General features: G+C 66.0%; 22 protein-coding genes and 1 pseudogene. 10 read left to right on the forward strand and 13 right to left on the reverse strand.

From position 1 onward, the window contains the following. Positions 1-603: 603 nt before the first annotated feature. Positions 604-1590, reverse strand: a complete 987-nt coding sequence (locus OG555_RS10275) for a 50S ribosomal protein L11 methyltransferase (protein ID WP_329482586.1) — start codon at positions 1588-1590, stop codon at positions 604-606. Between the two features lie 692 nt (positions 1591-2282). Here OG555_RS10275 and OG555_RS10280 point away from each other — a divergent pair. The 4 genes from OG555_RS10280 to OG555_RS10295 all read left to right on the forward strand — a co-directional run bounded on the left by OG555_RS10280 (position 2283) and on the right by OG555_RS10295 (position 4801). Then, the gene (locus OG555_RS10280; protein ID WP_329482587.1) at positions 2283-2564 is read left to right on the forward strand and encodes an SHOCT domain-containing protein; all 282 of its coding nucleotides are present in this window, start codon (positions 2283-2285) and stop codon (positions 2562-2564) included. 63 nt (positions 2565-2627) lie between these two features. Then, a complete protein-coding gene (locus OG555_RS10285) occupies positions 2628-3041 on the forward strand; it encodes a nuclear transport factor 2 family protein (RefSeq protein ID WP_329482588.1) in 414 nt (137 codons plus the stop codon). Then, positions 3034-3486 (forward strand): GNAT family N-acetyltransferase, encoded by a 453-nt coding sequence (locus OG555_RS10290; RefSeq protein WP_329482589.1) that lies wholly within the window; start codon positions 3034-3036, stop codon positions 3484-3486. The genes OG555_RS10285 and OG555_RS10290 overlap by 8 nt, the downstream gene beginning before the upstream one ends. Positions 3487-4396: 910 nt before the next feature. After that, positions 4397-4801, forward strand: a complete 405-nt coding sequence (locus OG555_RS10295; RefSeq protein WP_329482590.1) for a nuclear transport factor 2 family protein — start codon at positions 4397-4399, stop codon at positions 4799-4801. A gap of 104 nt (positions 4802-4905) precedes the next feature. On the opposite strand, the gene OG555_RS10300 is transcribed toward OG555_RS10295, so the two are convergent. After that, a complete protein-coding gene (locus tag OG555_RS10300; protein ID WP_329482591.1) occupies positions 4906-5070 on the reverse strand; it encodes a hypothetical protein in 165 nt (54 codons plus the stop codon). A gap of 326 nt (positions 5071-5396) precedes the next feature. On the opposite strand from OG555_RS10300, the gene OG555_RS10305 reads away from it, so the two are divergent. Both OG555_RS10305 and OG555_RS10310 read left to right on the forward strand, forming a co-directional pair. Continuing rightward, positions 5397-5963, forward strand: coding sequence for a GNAT family N-acetyltransferase (locus tag OG555_RS10305; protein ID WP_329482592.1), 567 nt, complete (start codon positions 5397-5399; stop codon positions 5961-5963). 92 nt (positions 5964-6055) lie between these two features. Continuing rightward, a complete protein-coding gene (locus OG555_RS10310; RefSeq protein ID WP_329482594.1) occupies positions 6056-6307 on the forward strand; it encodes a hypothetical protein in 252 nt (83 codons plus the stop codon). A gap of 550 nt (positions 6308-6857) precedes the next feature. Here OG555_RS10310 and OG555_RS10315 read toward each other — a convergent pair. After that, positions 6858-7289 carry a hypothetical protein gene (locus tag OG555_RS10315; RefSeq protein WP_329482595.1) on the reverse strand — a complete coding sequence of 144 codons (432 nt, stop codon included), beginning with the start codon at positions 7287-7289 and terminating at the stop codon, positions 6858-6860. A 531-nt stretch (positions 7290-7820) separates the two neighbouring features. Between OG555_RS10315 and OG555_RS10320 the strand changes: the two genes are divergently transcribed. Further along, a complete protein-coding gene (locus tag OG555_RS10320) occupies positions 7821-8084 on the forward strand; it encodes a hypothetical protein (RefSeq protein ID WP_329482596.1) in 264 nt (87 codons plus the stop codon). 143 nt (positions 8085-8227) lie between these two features. Here OG555_RS10320 and OG555_RS10325 read toward each other — a convergent pair whose 3' ends face one another. The 5 genes and pseudogenes from OG555_RS10325 to OG555_RS42790 all read right to left on the reverse strand — a co-directional run. Then, positions 8228-8548: a YybH family protein gene (locus OG555_RS10325; RefSeq protein WP_329482597.1), complete on the reverse strand. Its 321-nt coding sequence runs from the start codon at positions 8546-8548 to the stop codon at positions 8228-8230. 82 nt (positions 8549-8630) lie between these two features. After that, positions 8631-9122 (reverse strand): SRPBCC domain-containing protein, encoded by a 492-nt coding sequence (locus tag OG555_RS10330; protein WP_329482598.1) that lies wholly within the window; start codon positions 9120-9122, stop codon positions 8631-8633. Between the two features lies 1 nt (position 9123). Further along, positions 9124-9483: an ArsR/SmtB family transcription factor gene (locus OG555_RS10335; RefSeq protein WP_329482599.1), complete on the reverse strand. Its 360-nt coding sequence runs from the start codon at positions 9481-9483 to the stop codon at positions 9124-9126. Positions 9484-9907: 424 nt separating this feature from the next. Continuing rightward, a complete protein-coding gene (locus OG555_RS10340) occupies positions 9908-10327 on the reverse strand; it encodes an integrase core domain-containing protein (protein WP_329482600.1) in 420 nt (139 codons plus the stop codon). A gap of 235 nt (positions 10328-10562) precedes the next feature. Next, positions 10563-10805 (reverse strand): annotated as a pseudogene (locus tag OG555_RS42790) (IS3 family transposase); the annotation flags it as partial. Positions 10806-11385: 580 nt separating this feature from the next. Here OG555_RS42790 and OG555_RS10345 point away from each other — a divergent pair. From OG555_RS10345 to OG555_RS10355, 3 genes are all read left to right on the forward strand, one after another. Continuing rightward, on the forward strand, positions 11386-14163 hold the full coding sequence (locus OG555_RS10345; RefSeq protein WP_329482601.1) for a tetratricopeptide repeat protein: 2778 nt from the start codon (positions 11386-11388) through the stop codon (positions 14161-14163). Positions 14164-14243: 80 nt separating this feature from the next. Next, complete coding sequence (locus tag OG555_RS10350; protein WP_329482602.1) at positions 14244-14489, forward strand: hypothetical protein; 246 nt, start codon at positions 14244-14246, stop codon at positions 14487-14489. A gap of 45 nt (positions 14490-14534) precedes the next feature. Continuing rightward, positions 14535-15311, forward strand: coding sequence for a DUF4386 domain-containing protein (locus tag OG555_RS10355; RefSeq protein ID WP_329482603.1), 777 nt, complete (start codon positions 14535-14537; stop codon positions 15309-15311). A 57-nt stretch (positions 15312-15368) separates the two neighbouring features. Here the strand turns inward: OG555_RS10355 and OG555_RS10360 are convergent, their stop codons facing one another. The 5 genes from OG555_RS10360 to OG555_RS10380 form a co-directional block, all read right to left on the reverse strand. Further along, on the reverse strand, positions 15369-15569 hold the full coding sequence (locus OG555_RS10360; RefSeq protein ID WP_328522204.1) for a hypothetical protein: 201 nt from the start codon (positions 15567-15569) through the stop codon (positions 15369-15371). A 7-nt stretch (positions 15570-15576) separates the two neighbouring features. Beyond that, positions 15577-16059 (reverse strand): MFS transporter, encoded by a 483-nt coding sequence (locus OG555_RS10365; RefSeq protein ID WP_329482604.1) that lies wholly within the window; start codon positions 16057-16059, stop codon positions 15577-15579. 466 nt (positions 16060-16525) lie between these two features. Next, the gene (locus OG555_RS10370) at positions 16526-16879 is read right to left on the reverse strand and encodes a hypothetical protein (protein ID WP_329482605.1); all 354 of its coding nucleotides are present in this window, start codon (positions 16877-16879) and stop codon (positions 16526-16528) included. Between the two features lie 238 nt (positions 16880-17117). Next, positions 17118-18068: a hypothetical protein gene (locus tag OG555_RS10375; protein ID WP_329482606.1), complete on the reverse strand. Its 951-nt coding sequence runs from the start codon at positions 18066-18068 to the stop codon at positions 17118-17120. Between the two features lie 50 nt (positions 18069-18118). After that, positions 18119-18457 (reverse strand): response regulator transcription factor, encoded by a 339-nt coding sequence (locus tag OG555_RS10380; RefSeq protein ID WP_329482607.1) that lies wholly within the window; start codon positions 18455-18457, stop codon positions 18119-18121. Positions 18458-19443 lie beyond the last annotated feature (986 nt).

The following is a 19443-nucleotide window of genomic DNA, read 5'->3' on the forward strand; positions in this document are numbered from 1 at the left end:
CATCGCCGCGACCGCAACTAGGAACGACGAAACGCCGAGACTCGAAGTTGCCTCTGACCAGGGGTGGAGGCGCCTGTCGGAATCGAACCGACGACCTTCTAATTACGAGTCCGTCACCACAGGCGCAGACAGCCGAGCGACCCGCGATCCCGAGTGTCGAAGATGCTCGCTGGTCACAGTTCGTTGACGGCTGTTCCGGGCCGTCCGGGGGCACCTCGGGGGCAGCACTCCCCCGGACGTAGCCCGCTTGGAAGAGCGTGCAGGGGCTCGGATCGGGGGGATCCGTCTACGGCCGTCCACAGGTCCTGTTAGCAAATCCGTTAGCAGGTAGCCGGTTTGGAGGATCGGGCGACGGGCACGCTCACCGCCACCTAGCGGTACTCCTCGCCGACGAGCATTGACCGGTGGTCGTCAGCTTTGAGCTCTTGCCTCCCCCGAGCAAGGAAGAGCAGGCCAGATCCACGGGCTCCTGACAGGGACGAACTACCCTACCGGGCGGACAACTCCGTGCTGGTGCCCGAACCCGCGGGAAGGGCAGCCATGAGAGCGCTCCGGCGACACGCTTGCGCCGCCGGGGAGCCCCCTGGCGGTTGCTGAGATTGCTCAGTCGTCAATCTCCTGCCAGACCGCCTGCTCGTCGTGCTCCTCCCAGTCGGCGCCTGGCAGCGCGACAGCCCAGCTAGTCCATGTCCCGGCCGACCGGGCTGGGGCGGTCCTCACTCTGGCGCGGACGAACATACCGGGCGTGAGCTCCACGGGCGAGCGTAGCGGGGCCGTCGTCATCCCCCAGTGCGTCGGCGGATCGCCGGGTCCCACCGACAGCGAGATGCCGGGCGCGAGTTCGGCGCTGAACCACAGTGCGAGCGCGTTGGCCGTTCCGTGGTCAAGGACGGGCAGCACCGCCTCGGCTTGGTGAGGCGCCTGCGCCTGCTGAAGCGGGATCAGGCCGGCGTCCGTCGCCCACAGTTGGCTCACCTCGGAGCGCCTGTCGTGCGCCGCGAGGTGACGGAAGGTGCCGGAATAGAAGATCTCGTTGACGGTCTTTTCGATCAGGTCGTCGAACCTGAGGCCGTACGGGTTGTCCCGCAGGAACTCCACCATCTCCGCGAGGTAGCGGTCATGCACCAGCGCGGCCCACGCCGTGACCAAACGGGGGATCATGACCCCACCCGGCTTGAGCCAGCGGTCACGGGCGACGATGACCGGAACGAGCATCCCTTCGTCGATCCCGAACCCACCGAGCCACTCCGAGACGATCACATCGACACGTTCTGGCGGCTCGAGGTCCATGACGTCGCCGTGGATCACCTGGACGATCTCCGCGACCCCGTTCGCGGCGGCAAGCTCCTGCGCCAGCACGGCGGCCGACGTCCGCTCCACCGCGTAGACGCGCGCGGCACCCGCCCGCGCCGCGAACACGCTCAAGATGCCGCTTCCGGCCCCGACATCGAGAACGATGTCGCCGGGGCGCACCACCGACTCGATCGCACGCCGGAAGGCCCCGGTGCGGACGCGGTCACAGATCATCGTCCGGTGTACCTCGAACTCCGCATACATCGGGTCCGGCGGGTTCCTGATCGGCGTCCGCACGCCAGCATCGTAGCCCCGCCGGTGATTGGTGTTCTCGCGGGCGCCAAATGCCCGCCTAGAGGGCATGGATCGGCCAGGAACTACGCGTAGATCCGGCTCCAGACCGGCAGCGGTCGATGACGGTGGATGTGGCGGCCGGGCAGCCGGGATTGTTGGACGGGACAGCGGCGTTTCGTTTCGACCCGGGTCGGCAAGAGGCCGAACCGGCGGTGCGCCGGGAATGTCATCGGCTGTTCCCCGAGGAGATGCTCGCCGCCCCAGCGGCGTCACGACCTTCGCTACCATCCGCTGTCGCTTGCAGACATCAGCCAGACACTGGGCGAGAACCTGTTCGCCGTCCTCGCCAACTCTTCGCCCAAGGACCTTGGCCACCACCACTGTCGGCGGGACCTGAACGCCGCTCACACCCGTAGAACGACCGATAGCGGCGATTGCCCAAGTGCACAGCGGACCTCAGAGTCTGCTCGCGAGGCGCACACAACCGAGTGCGCCCGTGACAGAAATCGCGAGCGCCGCGGCCCGCCGGGCTGCTATCACGATCACGCGAATCACCCCATCTGGGTAGTGTGCACAACGGCCCGGTGCGGCAACGTGGCTGGTGCGGATAGCTCGTGTCGACTGGTGATGCGGCGATGGACGCGCACTGTCCGGACCGACGCAGGTCGGCCGGACGCACGGGAAGGAGTTCTCCCATGGGTTTCAGGCGACGGACAAGGCGGCGCGCGCTCATTGCCGGAGCGGCGATCGCTCACCACGAGACCAAGAAGGCCGACGAGCAGCAGGCCGACGACCAGGCACCCGCCGACGACCAGGCACCCGCTGACGACCAGGCACCGGCCGATGACCAGGCGCAATATGCGCCCCCTCCGGCGGACCCGGCCGACGAGATCGAACACCTCGCACAGCTGCACACCTCGGGCGCGCTCTCAGACGAAGAGTTCACCGCTGCCAAGGCGAAGATACTCGGGACATGAACGCGTGCCCGATTGCCAGAAGATGCCGAATCGATCGATTCCCGGCAGGAACAGGGGGCTGAAATGAGTGGATCTCGCAAAGAGGTGCTGGCGAACGCGCTCAAGGCCGAGGTCGGCGGCGCATCGGCAGATCTGAAGACCCTGTTCACCGATGACGTCGTCGGCTGGTCACCATACGCCACCGTGTTCGGGCTGGCAGCACTCGCTGACCTGTCCGCCCTCCGTGAAGAAGCGTTCTCCAACGTCGTGATCACGTTCCGGGGACTCGACGAAGTAGGCAACAAGGCATTCGCCGAATGGCTCGTCGAATCCGACCACACCGGGCCACTCGTGCTCGGGGACACCGTGCTGGAAGCAACAGGACGGCACGTCCAGTTGCCCGGCGTCACCGTGGCCGACTTCCGCGAAGGGAAGATCCGGTCCTTCCGGACCTACTTCGACGACATCTCGCTGATCGAGCAGATCGCCGGTGTCTGACGAGCCGACCGCTGTCGAGTTCCACATCGAGGATCATCCGGATCCGCTCGACATCGACGTCCTCGAAACGCAGATCCGTCATGAGGCGTCCGCCGCCATGGGACTCGGCGGCGAAGCCGACCTGGCGATCTTCGTCCGCGACGCCGGCACGGTCGTCGCCGGCATCAGCGGGTGGACCTGGGGCAACTGCTGCGAACTGCAGAGCCTGTGGGTGGAGCCGAGTCTCCGCAGGCGCGGCCTCGCGACGCGGCTCCTCGCCGCCGCCGAAGCCGAAGCGGCAGCCCGCGGATGCTCGCAGACCGTCCACTTCACCTACGCCTTTCAGGCCCGGGCACTCTATGAGCGGAACGGCTACGAACTAGTGGGTTGCGTCGAGGACTTCCCATCCGGAACGGACGTCCTTTGGTACCGCAAACGCCTTAAAGGCTGCGCGGATAGACGCTGAACAGAGCCTTCGTGGCCTCGCCAGTCGCACCTCCTACATCGAGCGGCTCGCCTGACACCCGGTTCAGGGCGACCCGGCTGCACCGATGGTTGCCTGGAGCAACTGTCGACGGTGGCGGTGATCGGCCTTGATCAGGAGAATTGCGGCCCCGATTAGTGCGCAAGTTCGCGGGCGGGCTCAAGGGGTGATTGCAACACCTGCAGGTCAGCGCACTGCCCGGCTCGCGCCTGCCCGAACGTGACCCAAGTCAGGAAAGGAAACAGGTGAACCCACCATATGTGGGTTCACCTGTACGGGATGTCCTGAGACATCACAGCGGACCGCCTGTCGGAGTCGAACCGACCTGCTCATTACGAGGAGGAAAGTCACCGTCACATCTACCGTGTTCAGGCGTGATTCGTTGCAAGGAACCTCTCTCCGGTGCCCGTATTTTTCATCCGTATCGGGCAGTTCGCTCCACGAATGGCTCCACGCCGCCGCTACAACTCCCCCGTCCGCTGGCCCACTCCGACCCACGATCAGGGGGCGGTCTGCACCGCCGCCGGCGTCAACCCCGACCACTACCGCGTCTGTGCGCACGAGGGACCGGAGGCGACCGCGCCAGCCACCGCCGGCTCAACAGTCGCAGTGACGAGCTGGGCGGTGTACCGGCCCACATGTGAGCGGATCGCTGTCGACATGAGCGGGCGGTCCGTCGCGCGCCACAGGCGACTACGCGGCGGACTGCGATCCTGTCGATTCGGCGGCACGGCACATCACTTGATCAAGTGATGTCTTCGCCTGTGGTCGTCGGCAGGGTCGATTGCATGGATCCAGCCGCATTGGTCCGTGGCCCACTGCCAAGCCAGGTCGTGGCCGGGGCAAGGGCGAGCACCACACCAGGACACGGTTTGAACTGAGGAGAGAGGCTATGAGCGAGCACCCGAATGCCGCTGTCATCCGGTCGGCCTACGAGGCCATGGACAAGGCAGACATGGCCGCATTCGCGGCGCTGCTGGACGACGACATCACCTGGTACGAGTCCACCTCGGGCATGGAGGGCGTATGCCGCGGACGCGACCAGGTCATGGCCTTCCTGGGCCAGGTCTTCCAGACCGCGGGCATGCAGATGAGCGTCGCTATCCACGACATTTTGGCCAATGACGAGCACGCCGTGATCCTCCACGAGAGCACGCTCACGTTCGGGGACCGCAGCCACACCGGCCAGTATGTCGACGTCCACCACCTGCGGGACGGGAAGATCACGGCGCACTGGCACTTGGCCGTCGACCCTAAGGCCGACGCGGAATTCGCCTCAGAAGTCTTCGCGAGCTAGCACCCCCGGCGTGTCCGCTCATCGGCATGTGAGTGAGCTCGGGCGGCATGAGCGTGCGTCTCAAACGCGGTCCGTGCAGCAGCCTCAGGCCGCCGGTGGACACATCAGCGGCGGAAGCGGGCTCGGACCTGGTCAGCCTGATCGGGCGTAAGTTCCCAGCGAGCGTAGGGGACGCTCTGCCATCCTTGGTCGCGAAGCCACTGGCGAATGATCCGGTCGCTGACGCTCAGTTCGGCCGCAAGCTGCCGAGGAGTGATGGTCTCGGTCATTCTGCGATCGTAGCCAGTGCCGGATCACCAACGCTCACCGAAGACGAAACGACAAGGCATGTCCGTTATATCTCAACTCCGAGTTCTCCGTGCATGGGCCGGCCGCTCGGACCGCTCGGTCGATGCCCGGCCAGGTTCGGGTCAAGCGAGTGCCGAGCCAATAAGGCCTTCCACCACGTCGCCATGCAGACGTAACTGCAACGCCAGCCAGCACGCCCGATCATTCCCTTGCGCGCACGCCGCTCATCGAACGCGCGGATCGCGGCAGGTGCGGATGTTCGAGTCTGCTCTCGTTTGGCGAGGCTGCGCCCCATAGAGTCCTAGCTATGCTGGAGGTCCGCAGAGCCACGGCGCAGGACCAGACTGCAATCAGCAGGGTCTTGGCCATTGCGTTCGTCGCCGATCCCGTGGTCCGCTGGCTCATGCCGAAGGCAGGCGGCGACGTTCAGATGTTTCGAGCTCATGCCGCTCACCTGCATGCCGCTCCCGGTTGCGCCGACATCGCATTGGACGACGGTCAACCGGTGGGGGCTGCCTTGTGGGATCCACCGGGCCACAGCTTGTCACTTCGACAAGGGCTGATGGGGTTGTCGAGGTTGCTTCTTGGGATGGGCTCGGGTTTCCGCCGCGGCGTTGTACTGGAGCGCGCCTTCACGCGGGCGAGGCCGGCCGGACAGTTCTGGTATCTCGCGCAGCTCGGCGCCTCGACGCCGGGAAGAGGCGTCGGGTCGGCGTTGCTGGAGCGCCGCCTGGCAAGCATTGGCGGGCCGGCCTATACGGAGAGCAGCAATCTGAGGAACGTGCCGCTCTACCAGCGATTTGGCTTCGCCGTGATCCAGGAGATCTCACTCCCAGAAGACGGCCCCACACTCTGGACAATGCTCCGTAAGTAGCCCTGGCACGGAGTAAGAGTTTCCCGTGCCGTCGCCAACGCCGCGCACCGGCATGACCGCGCGCTGACAGCGGCATGTGCGAGCATCCCTCTGTGAGCGAACCTCCATTCTCGGATGCGACAGACCAGTGGGTTGACTGGGATGTCGCGGCATGGCTTCTGGCCCGCGCTATCGGGGTGCCGCTGCCCTCAGAGTTTTGGGCGTGCAAGGGAACGTTCTGGACCGACAACCCGATGGGCAACGGCCTCCATGACGCGCTGCTGGCGCTATACCGAGCGGGCATCTTGGATCGGCGCGACGAGCCCGACGAACAGTTCCGATGGAATCTGAGCGACTTCAGTTGAACCCGCCGTAGGCTAACCGCCGATGAACCCAACAGCGCCCCTGAGTTCCACATCAGGAGCGTGCAACCGACGGCGGCGATCAACGATCTGACATCGGCATGACAGCGCGCGGATCGCGGCGTGAGCGAACGCGGCGGCTTAGTCCAACAGTTCGTATCGAAGCGGCGTCCCTGCGAGTGCCTCGACGTCGGCAAGTAGCCCGGGTGCGATCTCTGTGGTGCTTCCCAGCGCCAGGATCCTGATCCGCGCAGGCGGGGTGCCGACAAGGCTCCCCCGGGGTAGCAGGTTGGAATTCGGACAGAAGGAACGTGGCCCGCTCGAAGCCGCGCCCGACAAAGCGCAGTTCCCCACTCTCTGCAACAAGGTCGAATTCGTAGGTCACCAGGCGACCGTAACCTCTCGTCTTCTGGTGTCCGCCCGCGACCACGAGCGCGCGGATCGCGGCAGATCAGTGTCCGTTGCTTGTGCCCATGGATACGACGACGATGATCGGCGCTTCCGATGATCGGAGCCATAGGCACAAGGTGTGATGTTGCCGGTAAGTGCGCCGTCAGGGTGCTCGTCGCGACCGCAACACGAGCGCGGCTGTTACCGCCAATATGATCGTGCCGATGGACTCCACCACCAGTGTGGTGGGCACCAGCTTGAAGCTTAAGACCTCGTGAATGCCAAAAAATCCAACGGTCAGCGCGAGCACCAGCGCAAGCAGCGTGCCCACCACGAATAGCAGGCTCAGTACCGTTGCCAGCGCCAGGAGCCGCCCACGCAGCACGGTCACCGCGATTGCCAGCACGAGCGCGCCAACCGCGTTGAGCAGGAACAGCGCGCCAAGCAAGCCGCCTACTCCGTAGAACACGAGGTAGAGATGGATCCCGCCCATCACCAGCAACATGATCGCACTAAGTAGTCGCCATGCGATCAGCGTGCGGTCGCTGACACCGAACGAACGGAATGAACCGGTTGCCGTAGGCTGCGATGACATGTCCTGACCTGCCCTACACTCGTGGGCCTGTGCGAGCCGAGGCCTGTACAGATGAACACGGACGATCCGCCCGAATAGTTCAACCTGATCACACGAGCTGAACCGCCGCTGGCCCCAACGCCGATGAACGCTCTGCCATCTGCCCACCAAGTCGTCGAACCCGCGATCCCGCGTCCGATCGACCGCCCCGACAGTCCGGCTCGACCATGGTCGTTGTCGCGTGCGGCGGAGCCGCCGTGACCAATGCCGGCGATCGACCTCAGCTGCGGCGCCTCGAGTACGTGCCCACAGTTCCCACCGGCCCATCGAGCAGCGAGCGAGCATTCTGAGTCCCGGGAAAACGTGGCAGGCAAGGAGTGCTGGAGTGCCGCTGCCAACCATGCCGCGCGCTGCATCGGCATGACCGCGCGAATCGCGGCATGAGAGGACGTCTCAACGGGTGGGTCTGGCAGAGTGACCCGCATGCACCAGCCCATACTCCGCGCAATTTCGGAAAGCGGAGAGACCCTTGAGGACCCGTCCGAAGACGGCTTGTTCTTGCTGCTCTCGGACGTCGAAGCCGGCAGGGCCGAGTTCTTGATCGTCGAGCGGACCTCCGAACCGAGCGGGCAGACGTACGCGCAGGGCCTCAGGCTCGGAGACGGGCGGTACGTCGTGGAGCGCCGCGATGGCGCTCCCGATCGGCACTACAAGACAGTTGCACTGGACATGCGGGATGCGCACGTGCTCCTGACGGGCTGGGCCTTCGAGCTCGCGGGCTGGGATCGCGGCCATGCCTGCTCACGTCTCGACTAGCCCTCGACTGGCCCGGCCTTGGCCCGGCGCCGCGGTTGTCAGTAGTTTCGCTGTCATCGTCAGCTCGCTCTTTCACTGTCCGCGGCATGAGCGGGCGTTCTGACAGATCCAGTTCGAGGCGCATGCGGATCGAGTTCTCGCCTCTAACCTGGCGATGATCCCGGCGACTTGGTCTGGTCGTCCGGGACGCGATCGGCGTGGCGGTGCGCCAGCTTCCACTCGCCGTTCTCACGTCGGAAGATGTGGGTGACCCGCAACGTATAGGGCTCGACGGGGACGCCTACGACGGAGTTCGCGATGTGCTCGAACCCAATCGCATACGCTAGGTCCCCGCTGACATCCGCGGCCACGAGGTCGAAGCTCGACACAGTTGCGTCGGACCACCTCTCTGCGAGCCAGCGAAGAGTCTCGTCGACCTCTTGCCGCCCCTGTCTGACAGGAACCTTCGCGCCAAAGATCGTCACTGGGTCCTGCGTAGAGGTCTGGGTTTGACCTGTGTCACTCGGGGTCGGGGCTCATGCCCTGTAGGCCCCTCCGTGGACGGGTTCAGCCGACGGCGGCGAACAGCTTCCCGATCGCGTCGAGCAGGCCGGCGGTGCCGGACTCGCGACCGGCCGCGGCATCCGGCCCCGGACCGTGCACACCGTCGAGGTGGACGCCTTGCTCGGTGAATGTGAGCTGGGTCCCCTGGCCGGCGCCGTCGTCGGTGGGCTCGAACACGATCGTGGCGATCGACGTCGAGGCGTGCACCCCGTCGAGCCACATGTCGTACGTGTAGACGATCCGCTCGTTGGGCGTGATGTCGGTATACGTGCCGCGGAACTGGGACAGCGGGCCGCCCTCGCCCTGACGCCCGTCGTCGATCACCACGCCGCCGACCCGGAAGTCGTCGGTACGCGCGACGTAGACGAAGTCGTCGCTGCCGAACCACTTGCCCTTGATCTCGGGGTCGGCGAAAGCGGCCCACACGCGGTCGACCGGAACCGGGTACTCGCGCTCGAGCACGAACGTGGCGTGGGTCTGGGTACGGTCGGTCATGTCATTCCTCCTGCGTTGGGTGATGGTTGGTGAGGTAGTCGCCCAGGCGGTCGAGCCGGCGTTCCTGCGGGCGGCGGTGGCCCACGATCCAGGCGTTGGCCGGAACCAGCGCGTCGGGCACGAGTTGGTACGTACGCACCCGGCCGACCTTCTCGGACGACACGATCTGCGCCTCCTCGAGCAGCCGGAGGTGCTGGAGGACCGTGGGCAGCGCCATGCCGAACGGTTCGGCGAGCTGGCTCACCGACGCCGGCCCGTAGACCAGCCGGGCGATCATCGCCCGGCGGGTACCGTCCGCCAGTGCCCGGAACATCCGGTCGAGCTCGGCGTCACCGGCGGTCTCGCCCGAATACTTAGGCATATGCCTAAGTATTCTTAGTCTGCTGAGGATGTCAAGAGGGCCGCTCAGATCTGACGTCAACTGTCGGTGCCGCGAAGGGGACGGCGCATCACGACGCGGGATCACATCGCGGCCCAGCGAGCCGCTGCAGCACGCCTGGCGGCGCCCATGAGTGCACGAGGTTTTGCTGGTCCTCCCACGCGACAACTGGGTCGACGTACTCCGGTGATGCCGATATTTCGCCACAGGCCGGCTAGGGATGTGCGGCAATCCCCTGAAACTGTAGAGACTTGAGATTTGTTGTTTCGGTTGGCCCGGTCTCCCGCTGGTTGGCTGGGGAGCTCGCCCGGAGTCGGGGTCAAGGCTGGCCGGAGGCCACCCGGAGGGCTGGGAATTGACGCCGGGGAGGACGAGGTCAGACTCGGTGTGCGGGGAAGCCGGTCGTTCATGCTGCTTGTTCCGGTTCGTGGTCGTGGGCGGGGTGGGTGAGTTCGTAGTCGATCGGGGAGCGCATGCCGAGCGCGGAGTGGCGCCGGTCGTGGTTGTAGTTCTCGATCCAGGCGGCCACTCGAGTGCGGGCCTGGGTCCTGGTCGTGAAGTGTTCGAGCCTGTGCAGTTCGAACTCCACGGTGGAGTGCCAGGACTCGATCACGGCATTGTCCAGTGCCGAGCCGGGCCGGCCCATGGACTGGGCGATGCCGAGCCGGGTGCAGGCGGCCCGGACGGTGCCGGCGGTGTATTCGCTGCCCTGATCGGTGTGCATGATCACCCCGGCGATAGCGTCCTTGCCGCCACGGACCGCGACCGCCATCACCAGCGCGTTGTAGGCGAGTTCGGCGTTGTGGTGTTCCCCCAGGCTGAACACAGGCGATGCGCCGAGACCCCATGTCCAGCACGCTGGCCAGGTAGAGCTTGCCCTCGTCGGTCTTGATCTCGGTGCCGTCGCCGTACCACTTGCGGTTCGCTGCGCTGGCAGGGAAATCACGACGGATCAGGTCCGGTGCCCGCCACTTCCCCCGGCCCGGGCGGGTGGTTTGTTTGCGGCGGCGTTTGCGCCGGGCCTGCAGACCGAGCTCGCGCATCAGGGCGGCGACGGTGTTCTGGCTGACCCGCCAGCCCTCGTCGCGCAGGTCGGCGGTGATCCGCGGCGACCCATAGGTCCTGTGATGCTTGGCGAACCATCGAGCGATCGCAATCTTCAGCTGTTCGCGGCGGGCGTGCCGGGGCGAGGCGTCGCCGTGGCGCCACTTGTAGAACCACGCCTGGCTGACCCCCAGCGCCCGGCAGCTGAGCGCCTGCGGCACCCGGTAGGTATCCCTCTGGGCGGCGATGAAGGCGGCCACGGCTACCGGCCCGTCGCGTCCTTGACCCAGAGGGCCACCGAGCGCTTGAGGACATCACGCTCCATCGCCAGCTCCGCATTCTCCCGCCGCAACCTGGCCAGCTCGGCCCGACGCGCAGATCCACGAGGCTCCCGTACTTTCCGTTCAGCGTGGCCGCGATGTCGGTTGCCCAGGCGGCGAGCTCGATGCGGATCCGCTGCTCACGCCGCTCGTAATCGGGGTCGGGCCCTACTACGAGCGCACCCGGTGACTCCTCAAGTAACAGGCGCAGGTCCACACGCAGACTCTCCCAACCGGCCACAGCCTGACGGTATCGGAACCGCGCACTCTTCTGGCCGCAGGCGGGACGATCGAGTCCACTGCGCAACTTCCTGAATTCGGCATGAGCGCGCGGATCGCGGCAGATCCGGGCGAGCGTGGCCGCCCTCACCGCGGCATGACCGGTAACCGCCTCGCACGTGTGGTCAGATGGTCTCGAGCGAGCTGATGGCACGATCAGTTACCGGAACCAACCGCTGTCTCGCTGGCAACAAGTGCTTGTCGACGGCACATGAAGACTGGCTCCTGAGGGGAGATGGTCATGGCAGGCCCACTGCTCGAGACCAAGCTCCACGTCCCCAGGGGACGACGCGGTCTGGTAGCGCGTCCGAGACTGAGCGAGCGCCTGAGCCGCGGGGCGGAGTCGACGCTCACGCTCGTCTCAGCTCCGGCCGGGTTCGGTAAGACGACGTTGCTGGCCGAGTGGCTGGCAGGCGCGCCTGCCGAAGGACGGTCCGCGGCGTGGCTCTCGCTCGACCGGCGCGACAACGATGCCGCCCTGTTCTGGTCGTACCTTGTCGCCGCGCTGCAGGCAGCGTCGCCGGGGGTCGGTGCCGGTGCGCTCATGCTCCTGCAGTCGTCTCAGACGCCGATCGAAGCGGTCCTCGCCACTCTGCTCAACGACCTCAGCGCCAGCTCGGACGACGTCGTGCTCGTGCTCGACGACTACCACGTCATCGACGCACGCGACGTACAGGACGGGATGGCCTTCCTGCTGGAGCACCTCCCCCCACAGATGCACCTGGTGATCGCCAGCCGCGCAGACCCGACGCTGCCGCTGTCTCGCTTGCGAGGGCGCGGCGAGCTCGTTGAGATCCGCGCCGCCGATCTGCGCTTCACGCCTGACGAGGCCGCGGCGTACCTAAACGAGGTGATGGGACTGGTACTGACGGCGCAGGACGTCGCAGCGTTGGAGGGGCGCACGGAAGGGTGGATCGCCGCGCTCCAGCTGGCGGCGCTCTCGATGCAGGGCCGCGCCGACATCGCAGGCTTTATCGCGGGCTTTGCCGGGGATGACCGGTACATCATCGACTACATGGTCGAAGAGGTCTTGCAGCGCCAGCCCGACAATGTCCGCAGCTTCCTGCTGAAGACCTCCATCCTCAGCCGGCTGAGCGGCCCGCTCTGCGATGCCGTGACCGGCCAGCACGGCGGCAAGCCCATGCTGGAGGCTCTCGATCGGGGGAACCTGTTCCTTATCCAGCTCGACGACCGCCGCCAGTGGTATCGCTACCAGCATCTTTTCGCAGACGTGCTGCGAGCGCATCTGCTGGACGAGCAGCCTGACCGCGTCCATGAGCTGCACCTGCGCGCGAGCGACTGGTACGAGCGGAACGGCGAACGATCCGAGGCGATCCGCCACGCGCTGGCCGCCGAGGATTTCGAGCGGGCGGCGGACCTGGTCGAGCTGGCGATCCCGGCCATGCGCAGGAGCCGGCAGGAGTCCACAATGCGTGGCTGGCTCGAGGCGCTTCCCGGCGAGGTGGTCCAGGTCAGGCCCGTGCTGATTGTCGGGTATGCCGGAGCGTTGCTGCTGGGCGGCGAGCTCGAAGGCGTGGAGGCGCGGCTGGAGGACGCCGAGCGGTGGCTGGACACGACGACCGGTACCCATGTGTTACCGGAAGCCTCGCCGGCGGGGATGGTCGTCGTCGACGACGAAGAGTTTCGAGGCATCCCGGGGACGATCGAGCTGTATCGCGCTGCTCTGGCCCTGGCCCGGGGCGACGTGCCCGGCACCGAGGGGCATGCCCGGCGGGCGCTCGAGCTTTCGCCTGAGGAAGACCACCTCCGGCGCGCATCGGCATCGGGGCTGTTGGGGCTGGCGTACTGGACGAGCGGAGACCTGGATCAAGCGCACCGGGCGTATGCCGACTGCATGGCGGGGCTGCGGCGGGTCGGGCACGTCGCCGACACCTTTGGGTGCGCGATCGCGCTGGCGGATATACGGCGTAGGCAAGGCCGGCTCGGCGACGCGATGCACACCTACGAGCAGGCCTTGCAGCTCGCATCCGAGCAGGGCGGGTCGGTGTTGCGGGGGACGGCGGACATGTATGTCGGGATCAGCGAGATCCACCGCGAGCGGAACGACCTGCCTACCGCCAGGCAGTACTTGCTGCGGAGCCAGGAGCTCGGCGAGCACCTCGGGTTGCTGCAGAACCCATACCGCTGGCGGGTCGCGATGGCTCGGGTACGCGAGGCTGAGGGGGATCTGGGCGCCGCACTCGACCTGCTCAATGAGGCGGAGCGCCTGTATGTCAGTGACTTCTTCCCCAACGTGCGGCCGGTCCCGGCGTGGAGGGCACGGGTCTGGGTCGAGCAGGGGGCGTTGGGTGAAGCGATCGGCTGGGTGCGTGAGCAGGGTCTTTCCGCCACGGACGACCTCAGCTACCTGCGCGAGTTCGAGCACATCACCCTGGTCAGGGTGCTCTTGGCCCAGCCCAGGGCAGAGCGTGCAGAGGGCTCCATCGACGAGGCGACCCAGCTCTTGGATCGGCTCCTGCAAGCAGCAGAAGAGGGGGGAAGGACGGGGAGCGTCATCGAGATCCTGGTGCTGCAGGCGCTTGCCCACCAGACGCGAGGCGAGATCCCGGCTGCGCTTGTATCGCTGGAACGTGCGCTGACGCTGTCTGAGCCGGAGGGCTACGTCCGAGTGTTCGCGGATGAGGGCGCACCCATGGCCATACTGCTGAGAGCTGCCGCACGGGTAGCACCTGGCGAACAAGAGGGGATCGCCCGGGACGATGTGCGTCGGCTCCTGGCGGCCGTTGACAAGACTGAGGACAGCCCTCCCGTCAGTCAGGGCTTGCCCGAGGACCGACAGGGTTTGGTTGAGCCACTGAGCAAACGCGAGCTGGAAGTGCTTCGGCTGCTCGGGACCGACCTGGACGGCCCGGACATCGCCCGCGAGCTCGTGGTGTCCCTGAACACCGTGCGGACCCACACCAAGAACATCTACGCCAAGCTCGGCGTGAACAACCGTCGGGCAGCGGTGCGCCGGGCCGAGCAGCTTGACCTGTTGTCCCGGACCCGCGACCGCTGAACCCGGCGCCGGCCAGATCACCACATAGATCACCACACGTGGTGATGCCCGCTCACCACATCCGTTCCTACCTTTCGAGCATGCGAACGAACGGACCGTACGAAATCCGCCTCAAGGGGCACCTGGATTCCCGATGGGCCGGCTGGTTCGACGGACTGACCATCACCAACGAGAACGACGGCACCACCCTCATCCAAGGCTCGGTGGTCGACCAGGCCGCGCTGTATGGCTTGCTCCAGAAGATCCGCGACATGGGCCTGCCGCTGGTCTCGGTCACTCAGGTCGAGCCCGACCAGCCCGATGTACCCACCGCCGATCCTCGATAGCTCATCAACCCACTAAAGATCAATCGCGAAAAGGGATAGACCGACATGGCCACCACCGTCCAGACCGCAGCAACGAAACGAGTCCCGAAGGACCCAACGCGAAAGACCTCGCTCGTCGCGGGCATCTTCTACCTGATTACCTTCGTCTCAATCCCCACACTCGCCCCCCCAGCCCTCTACAGCTCGGTGAAGGGCAAGGACTTCATCATCAGCTCCGCCGCCGACACCCCCGCCCTATGGGGCTGCTTCCTCGAGGTCATCGTCGCCCTCGCCGGCATCGGCACCGCCATCACGCTGTATCCGGTGGTCAAGCGACAGAACCAAGGCATGGCGCTCGGCTTCGTCGCCTCCCGCACCCTTGAAGCCGCCATGCTCTTCACCGGTGTCGCGAGCCTCCTCTCGCTCGTGACCCTGCACCAGGACCTGGGCACAGCGGCCGGAGCCGACGCAGCCTCGCTGGCCGCCATCGGCGCGTCGCACGTCGCGACCTACCACTGGGCGTTCACGCTCGGAGGGAGCCTCATGCCGGGCATCAACGCCATCCTGCTGGGCACCTTGCTGTACCGATCCGGCCTCGTGCCACGCGTCCTTCCCATGATCGGACTCATCGGAGCCCCACTGCACCTCACCGCGGTAGTCCTGACGATGTTCGGCGTCGTCGACCGGGTCGGCACGGTGACGGGGATCGCCGTCATCCCGATCGCCTTGTGGGAGCTCTCGCTGGGCGTCTATCTGATCGTCAAAGGCTTCAAGCCCTGCCCCATCACAGATGCCATCCGCGAAGAGGCAACCCCGCCCGCCTACCGCGAGGTCGCCGTCTGAGCGTCGAAAACGCGGCCGGGCCCACGAGGGGCCCGGCCGCTTCGTCGATGTGGGCGCTCAACGAACACCCTTCACGGGCAGGATGGCGAATGCTCCGATGATGGCGCAGAGCCCGGCGATCGCGTAAAGCACGCCGTAGCTGCCGCTGCTGATCGCCAGGATGGCCGGCGCGATCGCGGGCGCGATGGAGAACGGAAGCGCGCCCGCGATGTTGAACAGGCCGAGATCCTTGGCAGCGTTGTCCTTGTCCGGCAGCACGTGACAACTAGCGCGAGGTCGACGGCCGCATACACGCCGAAGCCGAGTCCGCCGATGGCCATCCCGACCAGGAAACCGTTGAAGCTGCTGGCGATGGCTTGTCCGCCTTGGCAAGCCGGCGATCCTTCAACGTGACCGCCAAGAGGAGGATGAAGAATCCGCCGATCGCGCACGGGGCCAGGAACATGGTGAGCTGGTTGCCGGTGAAGAGCTTGACCACGAAGGTGCCGCTCACCGACGCGATGGGCACACAGACACCCAGGACACCGGAGACCTGACCGCGTTGAACGACCGAGACCTGGTCTGGTAGCACCGCCACCATGGCGGCGAGCAGTGCGTTGAAGAACACCTGGGCGATGCACCATCCGAGCAGGACGACCGGGATGTTGGGTGCCAACGCGACAACGAGGACGCCGAGGGGGCCGACCACCAGGCCGATGGCCATCCATGGCCGCCGCATGCCCAGCTTCGACGAGGTGCGGTCGCTCATCTTCCCGAAGAACGGATTGGCGAGATTGACAGCAGGGAGCCGGTCGCGGCGACAAGTGCCAAGCTGTTCGGTGCCTGTTTGATCCCCACGAGCGCGTTGACCTTCAGTGCCAAGGTGACCAGCAGCGGCGCCCGGCGGCGAAACTGCTCGCGATCTCATCAGGCTGAACGTCCGCTATTCGGCAGATCCGTGCGTTGGCCGGCGTCCCAGTCGCCAGATTTCTAGCCTGTCGCGGATCAGTTGGCGGACATCTGTCGCGCAGTAGTTGGCGGGTCACATCTCGGCCCGCGAGGCGCTGCAGCAAGCCTCGCCGCGCGCATGAGTGTACGTTCGACCTTCTGCTTGCGGCTTTGGGCCCGGGCCGCCGAGATAGCCGTGCGTTTAGCTGTCTTGACAGTCAGCGACATGTGATGTCTCAGGACATGGGTGACAGTTCTGCCTCAGGACATCGGTGACAGTTGATGTCTCAGGACTTCGGTGACGGTTGGGGTTTGTTGGTGTGCGGTCCGGGTGGTCTGGCGTTGCCGACGTAGCCGGTGCCGGGTGCGGGGCGGGTGTACTCGATGAGGATCTCGCCTTCGAGGTCGGTAACGGTGATCGTGTCGCCGGGCTTGTCGCCGTTGGTGATGACGAGGACCTGCTGGAAGCCGTGCTGGGCGCCGACCAGGTATTGGACCTTGTTCAGGTAGAACGCGCCGGCGCTGGACAGTTTCTTGATGACGGTGTCAGGGGGCAGATCGGCTGGCGCTGGTGCGGGCCTGGGTTGATGGCTGCGCGTCGCGGCGCCGGCGGCTTGCGGCGGCGAGTCGAGTGCGCTCATGGCCTGCTGAACGGTCAGCCCAGGCAGGCACCGGACAAGTCGTCTCGAAGAGCTCGAGATCGGCCGACAATAGCCGAGCCGAACGAGGTTTGACGACAAACTTGCAGCAAGCTGCAGCCAAAGAGCTTGACGGTGAGCGACCCGGTGGGATCGGTCCGGCGAGACTGCCCTTTCGGGCAAGGGCCGAAAAGACCGATGCCGCGCCGGAGAACCGGCGCGGCATCGGGTTCGGTGCGGACTACTCGCCGACCAGCTGGTCGTAGGCAGTCGTCATGGAGACGTGGTCGACGCCGTCGAAGGCGGCCGGGATCTTGCCGTACGCCGTGATGGCGGTCGCGGTCCCGTTGGCCTTGCTCATGGCGTACTGATAGCCGGTCTTGGTGTCGCGATCGACCGCGACGATCATCGAACCGCCACGGGTGCCGCAGCTCTGAACGGCCAGGGAGTCGTACGTCGCCCAGCCGGTCGACCGGATCAGCTTCAGCACCGGCTTCGCTCCGGCCGCGACCGGAATGTGAACGGTGTAGAGCCCACCGGTGTTGGTCGTCATCAGCAGCGTGTCGTACGTCGCGGTCTCGCTGATCACCGTCATGGCCCGGAAGCTACGGAAGCCGGGGAGGGGGCCGAGCGCCTTGAAGCCGCCACCGATCATCGCGTAGCGGTACAGGCTGCCGTTCGAATTCAGGCCGTACAGGTACGAGTGCCGGGGTTGCGCGAGGTTGTAGTTGGAGGTCGCGATGGACTTGAAGCTGGTCCAGCCCGACCCGATCCGCTTGAAGGTCGGCACCGGCGGCTTGTTCTCCGGCACGTACGTCGTGTGCCGGTACAGGTTCCCGCCCTGCAGGAACAGACCGTAGTAGTAGAACTGGGTCAGCGCAGCGTTCGCCGCCCAGTACCAGGTGGCGTTGGCGCGGGTGGCCACGAAGTTGTCGATCGGCGGGTCGTACATCTCCGCCCTCGGCGGGTTGCCCGCGGTGATGTCCATCCCGTTCACGATCGGCGAGGCGCTGGGCAGGGCGACCGAGTTGAGGCACGTTCCCGCGGTCGCTGCCTTCGCCGTGTTCGACTGAACGGCCTTCGACGACCAGGTCGGCTTTGGGCTCGGCTGCGCGGAAGCCGGGACCGAAGCGGCCGTGGCGGCGACCATGCCGACGCCGGCCAGTGCAAGCGCGAAGCGCTGCAGTTTCATAAGGAGTTCCCCCTCCGGGAAGAGTCTCGAAGAGCTCAAGATCGCGCTGACTATAGCTGAGCCGTCAGGCCACGGTGGACGGCCCTGCCACTTGTTGCAATTGGCCCGGAACTCAGGAATCCGGGCCCAGGCCGGCCCGATGGGGCCACCGCGGCGGCCTCGGTGCGGGTGGCGACGCCGAGCTTGCGGAGGATCCGGACGACATGGGTGGCGACCGTGTTCGGGGAGATGAACAGCTCGCGGGCGATCTCGGCGTTGGACAGGCCGCGGGCAAGGACACGCAGTACGACGAGCTCGCGCTCGGTCAGCCCGAGCGCCGGAATCTCCTCCCGGACAGGGAAGCCGAGCAGCCCTGCCCGCTGTGCGAGGTCGTCGATCCGGGCCAGCAAGGGGACCGCGCCTGATCGATGAACGCCTCAACGTCCTCGGCACGCCACCGCCACGGGTACTCGCCGGTGAACTCCGCGAACCGCCGAACCAACGTCAACCGCGGCTTGATCGTGCCGTCGACGTTCAGGAACCGGGTCCGCTGCTGCCGCGCCCACCCCTCCGCCATCGCCTCGAACACAGCCTCAGCCGGATCCAGGTGCACAACCCCCATCGGCCAGCACCAGATGCGCCGCGCCCGGCAGGTCCACTTCACCCATGATGCTTCAACGCAACATCGTTGAATCCGTTACGGGCCACCGATCGACAGGCCAACCCGCATCCGCGAGCTGGCATCATGAAGGCCCTGACCTGCGGATTCTCCGGTGTGTCACCTGTGCTGTAAGCCGGATCAGATGCAATCCCGCTCAGAACACCTGCCGCGGTGCCCGTTGACCGCGTTGTCCCACACCAGCCAATCGCTGTCCCCGTCGCCGGGTCGCACATGAAAGCGTCAAAGAAATTGTTACGAGGGCTTAAGGGAACACCAGTTCGAATATGTGGCATCCTGGCGTCATGGTTGGTCGGTTCAATGTGCGCGCGGGCTCGGGTGACGAGGACTGGTCAAGCCGCATCGTAGAGGGCATTGGATCCACGAATGGCTCCACGGACCTTGCCCGGAGGAGGCCTGACCTACGTTTCAGCAGGTCAGGGGTGGAGCCGCCTGTCGGAATCGAACCGACGACCTTCTCATTACGAGGAGGAAAGTCACCGTCACATCTGCCGTCTTCGGGCGTGATTCGTTGCAAGGAACCTGTCTCCGGTGCCCGTATTTTTCATCAGTATCGGGCAGCTCGCTCCACGAATGGCTCCACGCCGCCGCCACTACTCCCGCGCCCGCGGCTCACTCCGACCCACGATCAGGGGCGGTCTGCACCGCCGGCTGGTGAGGAACTCGGGCTGGATGCACCGCCGCCTGGGCTGGGGGCCTGCCACTGGCCCTTCGTGT

Origin of the sequence: Kribbella sp. NBC_01484, from assembly GCF_036227145.1 — a bacterium.
In the GTDB taxonomy this organism is placed as follows: domain Bacteria; phylum Actinomycetota; class Actinomycetes; order Propionibacteriales; family Kribbellaceae; genus Kribbella.

Excerpts from the sequence above, each read along its gene's own strand:
- OG555_RS10280 (WP_329482587.1), top strand. The coding sequence starts at position 2,283 with ATGGGTTTCAGGCGACGGACAAGGCGGCGCGCGCTCATTGCCGGAGCG.
- OG555_RS10285 (WP_329482588.1), top strand. The coding sequence starts at position 2,628 with ATGAGTGGATCTCGCAAAGAGGTGCTGGCGAACGCGCTCAAGGCCGAG.
- OG555_RS10295 (WP_329482590.1), top strand. The coding sequence starts at position 4,397 with ATGAGCGAGCACCCGAATGCCGCTGTCATCCGGTCGGCCTACGAGGCC.
- OG555_RS10300 (WP_329482591.1), bottom strand. The coding sequence starts at position 5,070 with ATGACCGAGACCATCACTCCTCGGCAGCTTGCGGCCGAACTGAGCGTC.
- OG555_RS10305 (WP_329482592.1), top strand. The coding sequence starts at position 5,397 with ATGCTGGAGGTCCGCAGAGCCACGGCGCAGGACCAGACTGCAATCAGC.
- OG555_RS10315 (WP_329482595.1), bottom strand. The coding sequence starts at position 7,289 with ATGTCATCGCAGCCTACGGCAACCGGTTCATTCCGTTCGTTCGGTGTC.
- OG555_RS10330 (WP_329482598.1), bottom strand. The coding sequence starts at position 9,122 with ATGACCGACCGTACCCAGACCCACGCCACGTTCGTGCTCGAGCGCGAG.
- OG555_RS10335 (WP_329482599.1), bottom strand. The coding sequence starts at position 9,483 with ATGCCTAAGTATTCGGGCGAGACCGCCGGTGACGCCGAGCTCGACCGG.
- OG555_RS10345 (WP_329482601.1), top strand. The coding sequence starts at position 11,386 with ATGGCAGGCCCACTGCTCGAGACCAAGCTCCACGTCCCCAGGGGACGA.
- OG555_RS10350 (WP_329482602.1), top strand. The coding sequence starts at position 14,244 with ATGCGAACGAACGGACCGTACGAAATCCGCCTCAAGGGGCACCTGGAT.
- OG555_RS10355 (WP_329482603.1), top strand. The coding sequence starts at position 14,535 with ATGGCCACCACCGTCCAGACCGCAGCAACGAAACGAGTCCCGAAGGAC.
- OG555_RS10365 (WP_329482604.1), bottom strand. The coding sequence starts at position 16,059 with ATGAGCGACCGCACCTCGTCGAAGCTGGGCATGCGGCGGCCATGGATG.
- OG555_RS10370 (WP_329482605.1), bottom strand. The coding sequence starts at position 16,879 with ATGAGCGCACTCGACTCGCCGCCGCAAGCCGCCGGCGCCGCGACGCGC.
- OG555_RS10375 (WP_329482606.1), bottom strand. The coding sequence starts at position 18,068 with ATGAAACTGCAGCGCTTCGCGCTTGCACTGGCCGGCGTCGGCATGGTC.